Annotated in this window: 15 protein-coding genes; 12 read left to right on the top strand and 3 right to left on the bottom strand. The window is 67.0% G+C overall.

The features are described from left to right. The 12 genes from AC2EBS_RS06440 to AC2EBS_RS06385 form a co-directional block, all read left to right on the top strand. On the top strand, positions 1-143 hold a 143-nt coding region (locus AC2EBS_RS06440), incomplete at its 5' end, for a FlhC family transcriptional regulator (RefSeq protein WP_484727581.1). A gap of 44 nt (positions 144-187) precedes the next feature. Continuing rightward, entirely contained in the window at positions 188-964 is a 777-nt protein-coding gene (locus tag AC2EBS_RS06435) for a class I SAM-dependent methyltransferase (protein ID WP_484727580.1), read from the top strand. A 236-nt stretch (positions 965-1,200) separates the two neighbouring features. After that, positions 1,201-2,058 carry a flagellar motor stator protein MotA gene (motA, locus tag AC2EBS_RS06430; RefSeq protein WP_484727529.1) on the top strand — a complete coding sequence of 286 codons (858 nt, stop codon included), beginning with the start codon at positions 1,201-1,203 and terminating at the stop codon, positions 2,056-2,058. A 93-nt stretch (positions 2,059-2,151) separates the two neighbouring features. Then, positions 2,152-3,105 (top strand): flagellar motor protein MotB, encoded by a 954-nt coding sequence (gene motB, locus AC2EBS_RS06425; RefSeq protein WP_484727528.1) that lies wholly within the window; start codon positions 2,152-2,154, stop codon positions 3,103-3,105. A 27-nt stretch (positions 3,106-3,132) separates the two neighbouring features. Next, positions 3,133-3,525, top strand: a complete 393-nt coding sequence (cheY, locus tag AC2EBS_RS06420) for a chemotaxis response regulator CheY (protein ID WP_484727527.1) — start codon at positions 3,133-3,135, stop codon at positions 3,523-3,525. A 27-nt stretch (positions 3,526-3,552) separates the two neighbouring features. Beyond that, positions 3,553-4,182: a protein phosphatase CheZ gene (locus tag AC2EBS_RS06415; RefSeq protein ID WP_484727579.1), complete on the top strand. Its 630-nt coding sequence runs from the start codon at positions 3,553-3,555 to the stop codon at positions 4,180-4,182. A 285-nt stretch (positions 4,183-4,467) separates the two neighbouring features. After that, positions 4,468-5,655, top strand: coding sequence for a flagellar biosynthesis protein FlhB (gene flhB / locus AC2EBS_RS06410; RefSeq protein ID WP_484727526.1), 1,188 nt, complete (start codon positions 4,468-4,470; stop codon positions 5,653-5,655). Continuing rightward, a complete protein-coding gene (gene flhA / locus AC2EBS_RS06405; RefSeq protein ID WP_484727525.1) occupies positions 5,652-7,757 on the top strand; it encodes a flagellar biosynthesis protein FlhA in 2,106 nt (701 codons plus the stop codon). The genes flhB and flhA overlap by 4 nt, the downstream gene beginning before the upstream one ends. Continuing rightward, positions 7,754-9,367 (top strand): flagellar biosynthesis GTPase FlhF, encoded by a 1,614-nt coding sequence (gene flhF / locus AC2EBS_RS06400; protein WP_484727524.1) that lies wholly within the window; start codon positions 7,754-7,756, stop codon positions 9,365-9,367. Before flhA ends, flhF begins: the two co-directional genes overlap by 4 nt. Before the next feature lie 17 nt (positions 9,368-9,384). After that, positions 9,385-10,191 carry a MinD/ParA family ATP-binding protein gene (locus AC2EBS_RS06395; RefSeq protein WP_484727523.1) on the top strand — a complete coding sequence of 269 codons (807 nt, stop codon included), beginning with the start codon at positions 9,385-9,387 and terminating at the stop codon, positions 10,189-10,191. Positions 10,192-10,211: 20 nt separating this feature from the next. Next, a complete protein-coding gene (locus AC2EBS_RS06390) occupies positions 10,212-10,925 on the top strand; it encodes an RNA polymerase sigma factor FliA (RefSeq protein WP_484727522.1) in 714 nt (237 codons plus the stop codon). 164 nt (positions 10,926-11,089) lie between these two features. After that, a complete protein-coding gene (locus AC2EBS_RS06385; RefSeq protein ID WP_484727521.1) occupies positions 11,090-12,340 on the top strand; it encodes a methyl-accepting chemotaxis protein in 1,251 nt (416 codons plus the stop codon). Between the two features lie 141 nt (positions 12,341-12,481). On the opposite strand, the gene AC2EBS_RS06380 is transcribed toward AC2EBS_RS06385, so the two are convergent. Genes AC2EBS_RS06380 through AC2EBS_RS06370 form a run of 3 tightly spaced genes read right to left on the bottom strand, consistent with a single transcriptional unit; the run spans position 12,482 to position 17,003 of the window. Continuing rightward, entirely contained in the window at positions 12,482-14,353 is a 1,872-nt protein-coding gene (locus tag AC2EBS_RS06380) for a GGDEF domain-containing protein (protein ID WP_484727520.1), read from the bottom strand. An 8-nt stretch (positions 14,354-14,361) separates the two neighbouring features. Continuing rightward, positions 14,362-16,608, bottom strand: coding sequence for a putative bifunctional diguanylate cyclase/phosphodiesterase (locus AC2EBS_RS06375; protein WP_484727519.1), 2,247 nt, complete (start codon positions 16,606-16,608; stop codon positions 14,362-14,364). Continuing rightward, on the bottom strand, positions 16,605-17,003 hold the full coding sequence (locus tag AC2EBS_RS06370; protein ID WP_484727518.1) for an Hpt domain-containing protein: 399 nt from the start codon (positions 17,001-17,003) through the stop codon (positions 16,605-16,607). The genes AC2EBS_RS06375 and AC2EBS_RS06370 overlap by 4 nt, the downstream gene beginning before the upstream one ends. Positions 17,004-17,005: the final 2 nt, after the last annotated feature.

Genomic DNA, 17,005 nt, shown 5'->3' with positions numbered 1-17,005 from the left:
TGACGATGACCAAGTGCAGCAAGTGCAATGGTCACTTCGTGACGCATCCGCATGAGATCGCGCGGCACTTCGTGTGCGGCATGTGCAATCCGCCGGCACGCGCCGGCAAGGGCCGCGCCGCCGGCGCGCTGCAGATGCACTGATGATGCCGGGTGCTGGCGTGCCTCAGGCCTTTGCCCTGCCGGTGATGAGCAAGCCGACGACCCTGCGGCGTCGCCTGCTGCGCTGGCCGCTGCCGGCGCTGCTGAGCTGGACGCTCGCCTGGTTCGCCTATCTGCTGGGCCAGCGCCTGGGGCTGGGGCCTTTGTGGTCGCTGCTGCCGGCAGCCGGGCTTGGCCTGGCGCTTGCGCTGACGCAGGGCAATCGCTGGCGGCGCCTGATCGTGGCTGGCGGGTTCCCGCTGTCCTGGTTGCTCACCGGCCATGCCGCGAGCGTGCCCTCGTGGGCCTGGCTGCTGCCGTTGGCGCTGCTGCTGCTGGCCTATCCCCGCCACGCTTGGCATGACGCTCCGCTGTTCCCGACGCCGCGCGGCGCGCTGGCCGAGCTGGCGCGGCTGGCGCCGTTGCGGCCTGACGCCCGCGTGCTCGATGCCGGCTGCGGCCTGGGTCACGGCCTGCGCGAGCTGCGCGCCGCCTACCCGCTGGCGCGCCTGGAAGGCATTGAATGGAGTGCGCTGCTGGCGCGGCTGGCCGCCTGGCGCTGCCCCTGGGCCGAGGTGCGGCGCGGCGATATGTGGGCTCAATCCTGGGCAGGCTTCGATCTGGTCTATCTGTTTCAGCGCCCCGAGAGCATGGGCCGCGCGCTGACCAAGGCCGAGGCCGAGCTTGCTGCCGGTGCCTGGCTGGCCAGCCTCGATTTCGAACTGCCCGGCGTCCTGCCGGTCGCGGTGGTGCCGCTGGCATCTCCGCATCGATTGATGATCTATCGCAAGCCTTTCGCCGCAGCGGCGAAAGGAAGCTCCTAGACTTGGTTTCGATTGTGTCTCCTCCTGGCACCCGGAAGGTGCCTTGCGGCGGTGACCTCGCAGGACGAGGCCCCGCCGCTTCTTTTTGTGCCGGGTTTGTGCCGCTGTTGTGGCGCTTGTCGTCGGCGCGGGCGCGCGACACTCAAGACCTGAGCGAAAGCGCCGATATGGACGAGGTGAGCAGGCCCTGCTAGTGCTCTCCACTCAAGACCAGCGCAACAACAGGTTTAGCTTCAATGTTCGTCATCATCGGTTGGGTCGTCGCCCTGGCCTGCATCTTCGGTGTGTATATCGCGCACGGTGGCAACATCGGCGTGATCCTCAAGGCCTTGCCCTTCGAGATGACCACCATCTTCGGTGCTGCCATCGGCGGCATGATCGCAACCAATCCGCCCAAGGTGATGAAGGCCACGATGAAGGGCCTGGGCGAGTGCTTCAAGGGCAGCAAGTACACCAAGGCGCGCTATATGGAGCTGCTCGCGCTGCTCTACGACATCCTGCAGAAGGCGCGCAAGGAAGGCCTGATGTCCATCGAAAAGGACGTCGAGGATCCGCACAACTCGCCGCTGTTCCAGAAATACCCCACCGTCGGCCACGATCACCATGTGACCGAGTTCGTCACCGACTATCTGCGCATGATGGTCTCGGGCAACCTCAACGCCCATGAGATCGAGTCGCTGATGGATGCCGAGATCGACACCCATCACCATGAAGCCTTCCTGGCCGTGCAGGCCCTGCAGCGTCTGGCCGGCGGTCTGCCGGCCTTCGGCATCGTGGCTGCAGTGCTGGGCGTGGTGAACACCATGGGCTCGGTGGGTCAACCGCCGGCGGTGCTGGGCGGCATGATCGGCTCCGCGCTGGTCGGTACCTTCCTGGGCATTCTGCTGGCCTATGCCTTTGCTGAACCTCTGGCTGGTGCATTGGAAGGCAAGGTGGACGAGGCCGGTAAGGAACTGCAATGCATCAAGACCACGCTGCTGGCTTCGATGCAGGGCTACGCGCCGCAGGTGGCCATCGAATTCGGCCGCAAGGTGCTGTACTCTACGGAGCGGCCGACCTTCGCCGAACTCGAAGGCCATGTGAAGAAGAAGTAGCCATAGCAGTCACGATGGACTTTCACATTGCTTCGCTAGCGCCCGCTTCGCGGGCCTGCTGTCGATCGGCGCTGCCGCTGATGGAGGCTGGCCATGGCTGGTGACGCCAAGAAGCTGCAGCCCATCATCATCAAGCGGGTCAAGAAAGGCGGCCATGCTGCGCATGGCGGCGCCTGGAAGATCGCCTATGCCGACTTCGTGACGGCGATGATGGCCTTCTTCCTGCTGATGTGGCTGCTGGGCTCCACCACAGAAGGCGACAAGAAGGGCATCGCCGAGTACTTCGCCTCGCCGCTGAAGGTGGCGATGTTGGGCGGCTCGGGCGCGGGTGACGCATCCAGCATCATCAAGGGCGGCGGCAAGGACTTGTCGCGCCAGACCGGCCAGGTCAAGGAAGGCGATGTCGACGTGCCCAAGGCGCACTACAACCTGCGCGCCCTCAAGGAAGAGCAACGTCGCGCCGAGAAGGCGCGGCTCGAGCAGCTCAAGGACAAGGTAGAGCGCGTGCTGCAGCAGAACGCGCGCCTGGCCTCCCTGGGCGGCCAGATTCGCCTGGACATGACGGCAGAGGGCTTGCGCATCCAGATCGTCGACGAGGGCAATCGGCCGATGTTCGACAGCGGTAGCGCCGTGGTGAAGCCCTACATGCGCGAGCTGCTGCAGGAACTCGGCGCGGTGCTGACCGAGGTGCCGAACCGGCTGACCATCGAAGGCCATACCGACGCGCAGCAGTTCTCTGCCGGCAACCGGGGCTACAGCAACTGGGAGCTGTCGGCCGATCGCGCGAATGCCTCGCGCCGCGAGCTGGTGGCCGGCGGGCTGTCCGAGTCGCGCATGCTGCGGGTGCAGGGGCTGGCGGCGAGCAAGCTGCTCGATCCGGCAGCGCCGGAGAGCCCGCTGAACCGCCGCATCAGCATCATCGTGATGAACCGTGACGCCGAGGATGCCGTGTTGAAGGACCTGCCACCGTCCGAGCCTGAGCAATCCGACACGGACCCGGCGCAAAAAACGACACCGCCCACTAGCACGGCCGGCAGCGGCCGATAAGATGCATCAGACCTGCGAGGAATGCCCATGAGCACTGACATGAAATTCTTGGTTGTCGACGACTTCTCGACCATGCGCCGCATCGTGCGCGGTCTGCTCAAGGAGATCGGCTACAACAACTGCGAAGAAGCCGAGGACGGCGTCGAGGCGCTGAACATGCTGCGCCAGTCGAAGTTCGACTTCGTCGTCAGCGACATCAACATGCCCAATATGACGGGCTTCGAGTTGCTCAAGGCGATCAAGGAAGATCCGAACCTCAAGCACCTGCCGGTGCTGATGGTGACGGCCGAAGCGCGCAAAGAGGACATCGTGCTGGCAGCGCAGAGCGGTGCGGCCGGCTACATCGTCAAGCCCTTTACCAAGGCGACGTTGGAGGAAAAGGTCCAGAAGATCATGCAGAAACTGGCTGCAGCAGCCTGATCGAGCGAGGAGTACCCCATGTCGTCAATGGAAGAACTCGCCAAGCTGGGCCAAGGCAACGAGCCGCTGACCGTCTCGCCTGAGGTGTTTCAGCAACTCGGTACGATCACTCGTGTGCTTCATGACACGATGCAGCAGCTTGGCGTGATGCCCAAGCTGCAGGTGGCCACTGACGGCCTGCCCGATGCACGCAGCCGCCTGACCTATATCGCCAACAAGACCGCCGACGCCGCCAACAAGGTGCTGAACTCGGTGGATCAGGCCAAGACCGAACACGCACACATCTCGCAGGCCACGCGCGACATGGCCAAGGCGATCACCGCCGACCCGGTCAAGGCGGTGGCGACCGGCGCGGTGTTCAACTTCGTCAAGGATGTCGAGGCCTCGACGGAGAAGATCGACCAGCATCTCACCGACATCATGCTGGCCCAGGACTTCCACGACCTGACCGGCCAGGTGGTGGCCAAGGTGGTGACGCTGGCCAACGATCTCGAAGACAGTCTGGTCAAGCTGCTGGTGCAGATCGTGCCGCCCGAGCAGCGCGAGAAGGTTGATCCCAACATCCTGCAGGGGCCGGTGGTCAACCCGGAAGGTCGCACCGACGTGGTGGCCAACCAGAGCGAAGTGGACGACCTGCTAGCCAGCCTCGGGTTCTAAGGCCCCCCTCAAGGGGGCCGAGACCGGACAAGAGCAGTCCCTGCGGACTGCTCTTCGCCTGTCGAGGGCCGAGCGGCATGCTTGCCGATCGGCCAGCCCGTAGGACCGGCGGAGCCGGATCCTCGGGCTGCGCTGGATGTGAACGAGACCCGCCGATGGCGGGTCTGTTCGTTCTGGGGTGGCGTGTGCGGGAATGACGGCTGGTTTTGCCTGCCTTATCTCGCTTAAGTTTCCGCACCCCGCGGCCAACAATGGCCGGACGCCAATCGTGGCGTCCCCATTGCCATGGCCGACCAGGACTCACAGGACCGCAACTTACCGGCATCAGCCAAAAAGATCGAGCGATCTCGGTCCGAAGGCCAGTTGCCGCGTTCGCGCGACCTGCCTCACTTCACCGTGATGCTGGGCGGCGGTGCATTGCTGACCGCCTTCGGTCCGGAGGCGGTGGACTGGCTGCAGCGACTGCTGGCCGCCAGCCTGCGCTTCGATGCACAGATGCTCGCCACGCCCGGCTTCATGACCGAGCGGCTGTCTGATCTGACGCTGCGCGGCCTGCTGTTCTGTCTGCTGGTCGGCAGCGTGCTGATGCTGCTGGCCGTGGCCGGCAATCTGGCGGCAGGGGGTTGGAACTGGACCTTCAAGCCGCTGGCGCCGAAGCTCTCGCATCTGAATCCGCTCACCGGGCTGGGCCGCCTGTTCGGTTGGCAGGGCTTCAGTCAGGCGCTCAAGGCCTGCCTGCTCGCGCTGCTGCTGGGCGTGGTCGGCGCGCTGGTGCTGCGCGACCGCATCTCCAACTTCGTCGGCATCATGAGCGTTCCGCTGCCCGCGGCGCTGGCCTATGCCGGCCGGCAGCTGAGCGCCGGCCTGGCCCTGGTCGGGCTGACCCTCGCGGTGTTTGCGGTCATCGACGTGCCGCTGCAGCGCCAGCTCTGGCTCAGGCGCCTGCGCATGTCGCGTGAGGAGATGAAGAAGGAGCTGAAGGAGCAGGAGGGCAATCTCGAGGTCAAGGCCAAGGTGCGCGCCAAGATGCGCGAGATGGCCAAGCGCCGCATGCTCGCCGCGGTACCGCAGGCCGACCTGGTGGTGATGAACCCGACCCACTATGCGGTGGCGCTGCGCTACGAGGAAGGTCGGATGTCTGCACCCAAGGTGGTCGCCAAGGGCGCCGACCTGCTGGCGATGAAGATCCGCGACATCGCCAAGGATGCCAAGGTGCCGGTGCTGCAGTCGCCGGTGCTGGCCCGTGCGCTCTACGCCCACGCCAAGCTGGATCAGGAGATCCCGGCGGCGCTGTTCGCCGCGGTGGCCCAGGTGCTGGCCTATGTCTACCAGCTCCGCGCCGCCATGGCCGGCCGCGCCGCGACGCCGACGATGCCCAATCCGCCGGTGCCGCCCGAACTGGATCCGCACAACAAGCCGGTCGCGCGCCGCGACGACGACGAAGACTTCCTGGAAGAAGGTGAATCCGCATGAACGAGCTGATGGCCCGTATGCAGACCCAGGTGCAGGCCCTGTTCGGCCCGCGCGCCGCCGTGCTGGCCGCGCTGGGCGCCCCGCTGGGCGTGGTGCTGGTGTTGTCGATGATGGTGCTGCCGCTGCCGCCCTTCATGCTGGATCTGTTCTTCACCTTCAACATCGCGATGGCGGTGATGGTGATGATCGTCGCGGCCAATATGGTGCGTCCGCTGGACTTCGCCGCCTTTCCGACCGTGCTGCTGCTGACCACGCTGCTGCGGCTGTCGCTGAACGTCGCCTCCACCCGCGTCGTGCTGATGGAGGGCCATACCGGCACCGGTGCTGCCGGCAAGGTGATCGAGGCCTTCGGCCATTTCCTGATCGGCGGTAACTTCGCCGTCGGCATCATCGTCTTCGCCATCCTGGTGGTGATCAATTTCATCGTCGTCACCAAGGGCGCGGAGCGCATCGCCGAGGTCGGCGCGCGCTTCACGCTGGATGCGATGCCCGGCAAGCAGATGGCGGTGGACGCCGACCTGAACGCCGGCCTGATCGACGAGAAGGAAGCCAAGCGCCGCCGCGCCGAGCTGAGCGACGAAGCGGACTTCTTCGGCTCGATGGACGGTGCCAGCAAGTTCGTGCGCGGCGATGCGATCGCCGGCATCCTGATCCTGGTCATCAATATCGTCGGCGGCTTCATCATCGGCGTGGCCCAGCACGGCCTCACCGCGAGCCAGGCGGCCGACTCCTACATCCTGCTGGCCATCGGCGATGCGCTGGTGGCGCAGATCCCGGCGCTGCTGATCTCGGTCGCTGCGGCCATGGTGGTGTCGCGCGTCGGCAAGGACAAGGATGTCGGCTCGATGATCGGTCGCCAGGTCTTTGGCTCCGCCAAGGCGCTGGCCATCACGGCCGGTGTGATCGGCCTGCTGGGCCTGATCCCGGGCATGCCCAACCTGATCTTCCTGAGCATCGCCTCGGCTCTGGGCTATGCCGCCTGGTGGCTGCGCCGTCGCCAGCAGGCGGCCGAAGCGGCGGCCAAGGCGCCGCCGCTGCCCACCGCCGCGCCCGAGGCCAACGTCGAGGCCAGCTGGGACGATCTGGTGCCGGTGGACACGCTGGGCCTGGAAGTCGGCTACCGGCTGATCACGCTGGTGGACAAGAACAAGGAGGGCGATTTGCTCTCGCGCATCAAGGGTGTGCGGCGCAAGTTCGCCCAGGAGGTGGGCTTCCTGCCGCCGCCGGTGCACATCCGCGACAACCTGGACCTGCGCCCCAGCCAGTACCGCATCACGCTGCGCGGCGCAGTGATCGGCGAGGCCGAGGCCTATCCGGGCATGTGGCTGGCGATCAACCCCGGACATGCCACCCAGAAGCTCATCGGCACCGCCACCACCGATCCGGCCTTCGGCCTGCCGGCGGTGTGGATCGAGGAGCGCCAGCGGGATATGGCCCAAATGGCCGGATTTACCGTGGTTGATTGTTCGACCGTCATTGCCACCCATCTTTCACACTTGATGCAAGTCCACGCGGCCCGTCTCCTGGGCCGGGTGGAGGTTCAGCAGCTGGTGGAACACATCACCAAGCAGGCACCTCAACTGATCGAAGACGTGATACCCAAGATGGTCGGCATCGCCACACTGCAACGCACGCTCCAGTTCCTGCTGGAGGAGGGCGTGCACATCCGCGACATGCGTTCCATCGTCGAGTCGATCTCCGAGAACGCCGCCGTGGTTTCCGACCCGGCCGAGCTGGCCCGCCGCATCCGCACCCATATCGCGCCGGCCATCGTCCAGCAGATCTACGGCCCGGTGAAGGAGCTGGATGTGATCGCGCTGGAGCCCGAGCTCGAGCGTCTGGTCACCCAGGCGCTGAATTCCCCCCATGGCGCAGCGCTGGACCCCGGCGTGGCCGACACGCTGGCCCGCAGCGCCGCCGAACAGAGCCAGTCGCAGGAAGACCGCGGCGTGCCGGCCTGCCTGTTGGTACCCGACGTGATCCGCGCGCCAATGGCCCGTCTGCTCAAGCGTGCCGCACCGCGCCTGAAGGTGCTGGCACACAGCGAAATTCCTGAAACCCACACCATCCGGATCGGCTCGATCATCGGAGGCACAGCATGAACGTGAAGCGCTTCACCGCCCGCACCAACCGCGAGGCGATGGCCCTGGTCCGCCAGGCCTTTGGCGACGACGCCGTCGTGCTGTCGAACAAGCCCTGCGCCGAAGGCGTGGAAGTGCTGGCGATGGCGCCCGAGGGCATGGCCCAGATCGAAAAGGTCGCCGCGCAGGCGCCCAAGGTCAGCGCGCCCAGCCGCGTGCAGGCCCGTCCGGCTGCCAGTGCGCCGCAGGGCGGCAGCAGCCGTCTGGCCGAACGTGCCGCACGTCAGATGCCGCAGATGGGTGCAGAGCCCGGCGTCGATCAGGACGTGCAGCAGCTGGCGATGAGCACGCTGTCCTTCCAGGACTATGTGCGCGAGCGCATGCTCAAGCGCCGCCAGGCCGAACTGCAGGGTCGCACCGATCCGCTGCTGGAAGAGCCCAGCTTCGCCAAGCCCGAGCCGCAGACGGCCGAGGGCGTGGCCTCGCTGTCCGCCATGCGCAAGCAGCGCGCCGAGGCCGCGATGGCCGCGATGGCGCCGCGCCGCCCGACCAGCCAGCCGGCACCTGCCGCCGCTCCGCGCCCGGTGCCGCCAGTGCTGCGCGACGAGATCCGCGTGGCGCAGGCGGCCGCGCCGCTGCCCGATTTGGCGCTGGCCGCCAGCCGTCGCGAGCAGCAGGACATGATCAACGAACTGCGCTCGATGAAGGGCCTGATCGAGGAACGCTTCGGCGCGCTGGCCTTCATGGAGAAGCTGCAACGCCAGCCGGCCCAGGCCCGCCTGACGCAAAAGCTGCTGGAGGTTGGCTTCTCGCCCGCGCTGGTGCGCAAGCTGGCCGAGAGCCTGCCGGCCGACTACAAGCAGATGGCCACCGACGAGACCGCCTGGGCGGCCAATGTGCTGGCGCGCAACCTGCTTACCGGTGAGGCCGAGCCCGCACTGGAAGACCAGGGCGGTGTGCTGGCCTTGATCGGCTCCACCGGGGTCGGCAAGACCACCACCACGGCCAAGATCGCTGCAGCCTTTGCCACCAAGTATGGTGCCGGCCAGCTGGGACTGATCACGCTGGACGCCTACCGCGTCGGCGCCCATGAGCAACTGCGCGCCTACGGCCGCATCCTCGGCGTGCCGGTGCATACCGCCCACGACCGCACCTCGTTGGAAGACCTGCTGGACCTGCTGTCGGCCAAGAAGATGGTGCTGATCGACACCGCCGGCATGGCGCAGCGCGACAGCCGCACCGGCGAGCTGCTCGACATGCTGCGCCACCCCAGCCTGCGCAAGATCCTGGTGCTCGATGCCGCCCAGCAGGGCGAGACCATCGAGGACGTGGCGATGGCCTGGCGCGGCAGCGAGTGCATGGGCGTGGTGCTGTCGAAGATCGACGAGGCGGTAAAGCTCGCCCCGGCGCTGGACTGCGTGATCCGCCACAAGCTCAAGGTGCTGGGCGTCACCAACGGCCAGCGCGTGCCCGAGGACTGGCACCGCCTGTCGGCCCCGGCCCTGGTGCAGCGCGCGCTGCGCAGCGCCGCGACGCCAGCCTGGCGCATGGACAGCTCGGACATCAACCTGATCTTCGCCGGCGGACCTGCGCTGGCTGTGGCCCAGCCTTCGGCACTGGGCGCGCACTGAAACGACAGATCGACACCATGATGCGCGACCTCAATCGCTACAACCCCCGCGTGCAGGACCAGGCCGACGGTCTGCGCCGCCTCTTCGCCAGCTCGCGCGTGCGCTTCATCCCGGTGCTGAGCAACCCGCATGTGCTGAGCGCCGGCGTGCTGCTCGAAGGTCTGTGCGCTGCATTCGCCGAGCTGGGCCTGCACACGCTGGTCGTTGATGCCGGCGAGATGTCGCCGCAGCCTTCCGAGCTGGCCCAGGTCGATCTGGCCGCCTGCGTGGAGCCGCTGTCCGAGCATGTCTCGTATCTCGCCGCACGCGGCCTGCCGCTGCGCCATATCAATGCCAATGGCTCGGCCGCGCAGTTCCTTGAGGTGGTCGCCGATGCCGCGCCGCAGGCCGATGTGGTGCTGCTGCATGCCGGCGCTGCCGAGCTGGCACGCATGGTCGCCAGCCGCGAACTGCGTCCGGTGCTGCTGGCCGACACCGATGTGCAGAGCGTCACCCATGCCTATGCCGGCATGAAGTGGCTGACGCAGCGCGCCGGGCTGATGGTCTACAGCCTGCTGCTGGCCTGCCCGCCGCAGCTGCGCCTGGCCGAACGCATCGCCCAGCAGCTCAGCAGCTGCGCCGAAGGCTTCCTCGGCGCCGTGCTACGTGACTGGGCCTGCATGGACCCGCGCCAGCCGGCCTCTGCGCCGATGGCGCCCGAGCTGCGCTACCTGGCGCGCGAGCTGCTGATGGCGGCGCCGCCCGGAGCGATGTTCGAAGCGCCCGCTGACGCGATGCCGCTGCGCCCGCTGCCGAGCCGCCACCACGCTGCCGCCGCCCTCTGATCAAGCCGCTGGAGCCGATCATGTACACCGCCAAAGGTCGCCTCGACAATTCCTCGCTGATCCGCCAGCACAGCCCGCTGGTGCGACGACTCGCGCATCAGATGATCGCCAAGCTGCCGGCCAATGTGGAGCTGGACGACCTGATCCAGGTCGGCCTGATCGGCCTGACCGATGCGCTGGCACGCTTCGATGCAACGCAGGGCGTGCAGTTCGAAACCTTTGCCACCCAGCGCATCCGCGGCGCGATGCTCGACGAGTTGCGCGGGGGAGACTGGATGAGCCGCGGCACGCGCCGCCAGCAGCGCGAGATCGAGACGGCCGTGCACAAGCTCGAGCAGCGCCTGGGCCGTCCGCCGCAGGAGAGCGAGATCGCCAAGGAAATGGGCATCAGTCTCGTTGAGTATCAGGACCTGCTGTCCAAGGTGCGCGGCACGCAGCTGGTGTTCCTGGAGGACATGAGCGGCGACGATGGCGACGAGGACTATCTCGACCGCCATGTGGCTGACGACGGCGCCAACCCCATGGCGCTGCTGCAGGACCATCGCATGCGCCAAGCGCTGGTCGCGGCGATCAAGAACCTGCCCGAGCGCGAGCAGTACGTCATGTCCATGTATTACGAACATGACATGAACCTGAAAGAGATTGCCGCTGTGCTAAAAGTGACAGAGTCACGGGTTTGTCAATTGCACAGTCAAGCCATCGCGAGATTGAGAGTTAAGCTTCGCGACTGGTGAGGCCACCAGTAGCAGCCATAAGAGCTGCACAGGAGACAAACAATCCCATGCTTGATAGCTTCTTGCGCCGTCGCGGCCCAGAGGGGCCCGTCCGCACGCCGCCGACCACAAGCCGGGCGGAGGCGGACAGCACAGCACTCAATACCGTCAAGACACTGTCGCGCATGGTGTCCACGCTCGGCCGAGATGCGGCCGAGGTGCGCGGCGTTCTCGAAGATACCCAGAAAGCCGTCGAATCCCAGGGGCAGGCCATGCATGCGCTGGCCGAGCAGCTGTCCGAGGTGCAGCGGGCCCAGCAGTCCATCGGTGCGGCCACCGGCAAGACGCGCGAGGCCGTGGCCACCGCGCGTGGTGCGCTGGACAACGTCGGCAGCGAAGTCGGCGGCATCGTGCAGACACTGCGCGAAGTGTCCGAGGCTGCCGCTGCGATCACGCAGATCGCGCTGCAGACCCGGCTCGTGGCCTTCAACGCCTCGGTCGAGGCCAAGCGTGCCGGCGAGGCTGGCCGCGGCTTCGGCGTGGTTGCCGACGCGGTGAAGGACCTTTCCGCCAAGGTCGAGGCCTCGTCCAAGGCCATCGTGGCCTCGGTGAAGGCGCTGGACACGCGCGTCGATGCCTTCAGCCGCGAACTGCGCAGCGACGGGCAGGGAGCAGGCAGCTCCAAGAGCAGCATTCACACGGCCTTCGCTGCGGTCGAAGACGACGTACGGCTGATTGCGGCGTCCGCCGAGCAGAGCCGCGCCACCAGTGCCAGTCTCAACGAGCGCGCCGCCGCGCTGGAGTCCGAGGTGCGTCAGGTCATCAGCGGCCTGGGCACGGCCTTCGCTTGCAGCGATCGCTTTCTCAAGCTGTCCGAGGAGTTGATCGAGCAGATCGCCGAGTCCGGCGTCGAGGTGGAGGACTCGCCTTTCCTGCGCATGGCGCAGCAGGCTGCCGGCGAGATTGCCGCATTGCTGGAATCCGCCGTCGCCCAGGGTCAGATCCGGCTGGAGCAGCTCTTCGACGAGAACTACCGCCCGATGCAGGGCACCAATCCGCAGCAGTACCAGACTGCCTTCGTCGAGCTTGCCGATCGCCTCTTCCCGCAGGTTCAGGAGAAGGTGCTGACGCTCAGTGACAAGGTGGTGTTCTGCATCGCGGTCGATCGCAACGGCTATGTGCCCACGCACAACCGTGCCTATTGCCACCCGCAGCGGGCTGGCGACGTGGTGTGGAACACCGCGAACAGCCGCTACCGTCGCATCTTCAACGACCGCACCGGCCTGGCTTCGGCGCGCAACCAGCGGCCTTTTCTGCTGCAAACCTACCGGCGCGACATGGGCGGCGGCAAGTTCGTGCTGCTCAAGGAGGCCTCGGCGCCGATCATGGTCGGCGGCCGGCACTGGGGCGGGTTGCGCATCGCGTTCAAGTTCTGATCGCTTGTCGGCGTGGTCGTTTGGTGCTCGGTTTGAGTGCTGGATGAAGCGCGCCGGGGCGAAATCCCGGCGCGCTCTCACAAAGTGATCAAGCCCGATCAGCGGCACCAAGACCCACCCAAGCGGAAGAACACAACAAGCTCAAGGCGCCACGCACGCCTTGTTCTTCCCCGTGTGCTTGGCCTCGTACAGGGCCACATCGGCGCGGTCCAGTGCCTGCTCCAGCGTCTCGCCCGGCCGATAGAGCGTGACCCCAGCAGAGAAGGTGACGAACACGTCCTTGCCCTCGTGCATGAACAGCGCCGCCGACAGCGAGCGCTGCAGCCGTGTCAGCACCGACTGCGCTTCGTCCAGCGGCGTGGCCGGCAGCATCAGCACGAACTCCTCGCCGCCATAGCGCGCCACCATGTCGCCGGGGCGCAGCATCTGTGTCACGCGCGCAGCCAGCGACTTCAGCGCCTCGTCGCCAGCGGCATGGCCCAGCGTGTCGTTGAGCTTCTTGAAGTTGTCGATATCCAGCAGCGCCAGCGCCATGCGCGAGCCTTCGCGCTCCTGCTTGGCCTGCTCGATGCCGAAGGCAGCGATCAGGCCGCGACGGTTGGCAATCTGCGTGAGCTGGTCCGTGTGAACTTCGTCCGACAGCCGGCGCAGTTCCTTCTCCAACTCGTTGACCCGGTCGCTGAGCTGGCTGGCCTTCTCGTGCTCAGCAGTCAGACGCGACTGCGTCTCGCGTACCAGGGCCTGGACCGAGCGGCTTTCCTCGACCATCTCTCGCACCACGCCGGCCAGACTTTCCAGCGAATCCGCCTTCTCGATGACATCGGCATAGCGACCGACGCTGTGCTGGAAACGGTCGGTGTGCGCACCGAGCTCGCCCAACTCGGCCAGCATCTTGTGGATCAGCGACTTCAGCGAGTCGCGCGCACGTGAACGTTCCTCGCGCAGGCTGCGCTGGCGTTCGCGGGTGTTGCTGAGCAGCTCGGAAACGCTGCGTACGCCGCGCGCCGACAGACCGGTCTCCAATGTCTGGTTCATCGCCTCGCACTGGCCGCGTGCCCAGGAGTCGTCCTCGGACAGATCGACCAGGCTGGCGCTGAGTTCGCGGCAGAGCTGGCCCAGCTCGCCGAACAGGTGGTGACGATGGTCCAGCAGCTGGCGCGCCCGCTGACACAGGGCGGCCATGGCGGCGGCACGCTGTGAAGTGGCGCCCTGGCTGGCAAGCTCCGTCTGCGCATTGGCCAGTTCGGTCAGCAGGTCGTCGACCAGGCTGTCCGGTGAGGCGCCGGCCTGAGGGCTGCGCAGCGCGTGTCCGACGGTGCCCTGCAGGCTGTCGCTGATCGCGCTCCAGGCGCGTGGGTCGCTTGAGGCGGAGCGGGCGGCGGCCTCGGCGTCGGGAAGCTGGCTGGCCCGCTGCTCGAGGTCCGCCGCCAGCTCGGTATCGGTAAAGAACTGGCTGGGCGGACCGCCAGTGTCCTCGTCACTGCTGAGCGTGGCGATGTTGGCGTCGGCCGTGTCGCTGTCCCAGCTCTGCACCAGTTGCTGCAGGCGGTTCACCAGGCGCTGCACATCGCTGCGGTTGCTCTCCAGCACGCGCTGCAGGCCGTCCTTCTTGCGCGCTACCGTCCATTGGCGCCCACCGCGTTCAAGTCCGCGCACCAGTCGTTCGACCGCACCAGCCAGGGCCTCGCCCTGGCTGGCTGCGCCGGACTGCAGTGTCTCGAGCCGGCGCAGCGCGTCGTCAAAGCGACCCTCGCGCAGCATCGCGCTGATCTCGGTGCGTGCTTGCACCTCGCCGACGGCCAGGGTCGTCAGCCGCGCCATCACCGCCTGCGCGCGCTCGGGCAACGCCGCATCGGCACTGGCAGGCGTGCCGCCCGCTTCCAGCGCATAGGCGGCGGCATAGTTCTCCGGCGTCGGTTCCTGCTTGTTCAGCGCCAGACGGCGCAGTGCGGCCTTGGCCAGCTGTGCCGGCGGCAGGGCGCCGGGTCGGGAGGGGTGCTGCTTGTCGTCCATGGTGTCGTTCAACGCGGGCTGCCGGTCGGTCGCGCCTCTCCGGCGCCACGGCTATCCAGCGACTGATCGCCAGCCTGGACGATCCAGGGCGCCTTGCGGGGCAGCACGGTCTGCGACAGCCAGCGCTCCAGATCGTCGGGCAGAAGCGGGCGGCTGAACAAAAAGCCTTGCATGATGCCGCAGCCCAGGCGGTGCAGCTCCTCCATCTGGCGCAGCGTCTCCACGCCCTCGGCAATGACACGCAGGCCCAGCGAGCGTGCCAACGCGATGATCGCGGTCACCACGGCCGAGCTCTGCGGCGTGATGCCCAGGTCGCGCACGAAGCTGCGGTCGATCTTCACTTCGGCGATCGGCAGCGTGGTCAGGTAGGCCAGCGAGGAGTAGCCGGTACCGAAGTCGTCGATCGAGACCTCGACACCCACTTCGTTGAGCCGGTGCAGCGCCGGGATCACGCTCTGCAGATCCTTCATCAGCCCAGTCTCGGTGATTTCCAGCTGGATCGAACGGTGTGGCACCCCGTAGCTGCTGACGCACTGGTGAATATGCTCGACCAGGTCCGAGCGTTCGAACAGCCGGCTCGGCAGGTTCACCGCGATCGAATCCGAGAAGCCGAAATTCAGCTGCCAGACCTTGGCCTGGCGGGCAGCTTCCTTCAGGGCCCACTCGGACAGCGGCACGATCAGGCCGGTCTCCTCGGCCAGCGGGATGAAGTCGCCCGGCGGCACCAGCGTGTTGCCCCGCTGCCAGCGCATCAGCGCCTCGGCGCCGACCATGCGCGCGCTGCGCACGTCGATCTTGGGCTGGTAGTACAGCACCAGCTCGCCGCGTTCGATCGCCTTGTGCAGCGCGCTTTCCAGCTCGAGGTTCTCGCGGCCACGGCCCGAGAGCATCGGCGTGTACAGCGCCGAGGCATTGCGGCCCTGGGTCTTCACCGCATACATCGCGACGTCCGAATTGCGCAGCAGCTCGGCGGTGGTCAGGCCGTCGCGCGGATAGATCGCGATGCCCACGCTGGCGGTGACGAAGCACTCCTGGCCGGCAATGAACATGGGCTCGCGCAGCGCCTCCAGCACGCGCTCAGCGACACGCTCGGCGTCGCGCTCATCGGCCACCTCGGGCAGCAGCGCGACGAACTCGTCGCCGCCCAGGCGGCCGACGGCCTCCAGCGTGCGGTGCGAGCGGCCGCCCACCGATTCGAGCATGCCCTCGATGACCTGATCCGAGTGGCGCACGCAGCCGCGCAGTCGGCGGCCCACCTCGACCAGCAGCTCGTCGCCGGCGGCGTGGCCCAGCGTGTCGTTGATGACCTTGAAGCGATCCAGGTCGATCAGCAGCAGGCCGACCTCATGGCCCATGCGGCGCGCCTGCTCAATGGCACGCTCGGTGCGCCAGATCAGCTGGCGGCGGTTGGGCAGGCCGGTGAGCGAGTCGAAGTTGGCCAGCTGGCGGATCTTGTCCTCGGCCAGGCGCCGGTCGGTGACGTCCTGCAGCACCCCGGTGTAGCCGCTGGTGTTGCCCTGCTCGTCGAACTCCGGCTCGGCCTCGATATGGATGACGCGGGTGCGGCCGTCGATCAGCTGCACCGTCAGGTCGGTGACCAGCACCGAGTTGTGGGTCAGCACATCGCGTAGCAGATGCAGGAAAAGCTTGCGTTCCTCGCGCGGCACCATGCGCATCGCGCTGATGAAGTCCAGCGATGCGTCGGCACCCAAACCGAACACGCGCAGGGCCTCGGCAGCCAGCTTGAATCCGCCCGAGCCACGGTGCCACTCGAAGCTGCCCATGCGCGCCAGATCTTGCGCCCGCGCCAGCTTGGCCTTGCTGCGCTCCAGCTCCTGGCGGATGCGCGCGCTGCGCAACAGGTAGCGCAAGCGCCCGGCCAGCAGGCTCCATTGATTGGACTTGACGAAGAAGTCGGTCGCGCCGACCTGGTAGGCGCGGTTGATCGAGGCCTCGTCGTCCAGGCCGGTGAGCATCAGCACCGGGGTGGATTCGTAGCCCGGCGTGGCGCGCAGGCGCAGACAGGTTTCGAAGCCGTCGAGCTCGGGCATCAGCGCGTCCAGCACGATGACGTCCGGGCAGCGCTCTGACATCAGGGCCAGGGCCTGCTCGCCGCTGCTCGCCTCGGTGATGTCGAAGCCGCGCTCGCGCAGCGCGATGGCGGTCAGCAGCAGATTGACTTCGTCGTCGTCGACCAGCAGCACGCGTGGCTGTTCGGGCAGATCGACGTCGAGGTCGGCGGAGTCGGGTTTCATGCAGACTGGGTTAACAACGCGGCCAGCGCGACACGTACGCGCGCCAGCTCATCATGCATGGCGTCGAGCAGCTTGTCCAAACCTTCTGCGCGGCCGTCGCGGGCCTGGGCCTCGATTTGTGCACAACGTCGCGACAACTCCAGCGCCCCCAGGCTGGCGGTCGAAGACTTCAGCGTATGGCAGACGTGCCGCACCACCGCCAGATTGGGTTGGCTGCCGCGCGCCTGGGCCAGCTCGGGCAGCAGCCGGTCGAGAGACTTCTCGAAGGCCTGCACCACCCGGGCGAGCAGGGCAGTGCCGCCCTGCGGGTCGAGATCTCGCAGGTGTTGCAGCGCCTGCGCGTCCAGTACGGTGGTGGCGGGGGCGCTGGCGGTGAGGTCGGGCTGTATGGACATGG

This window comes from Roseateles sp. T103 (assembly GCF_057219915.1).
This window is presented reverse-complemented; position numbering and strand designations above follow the sequence as displayed.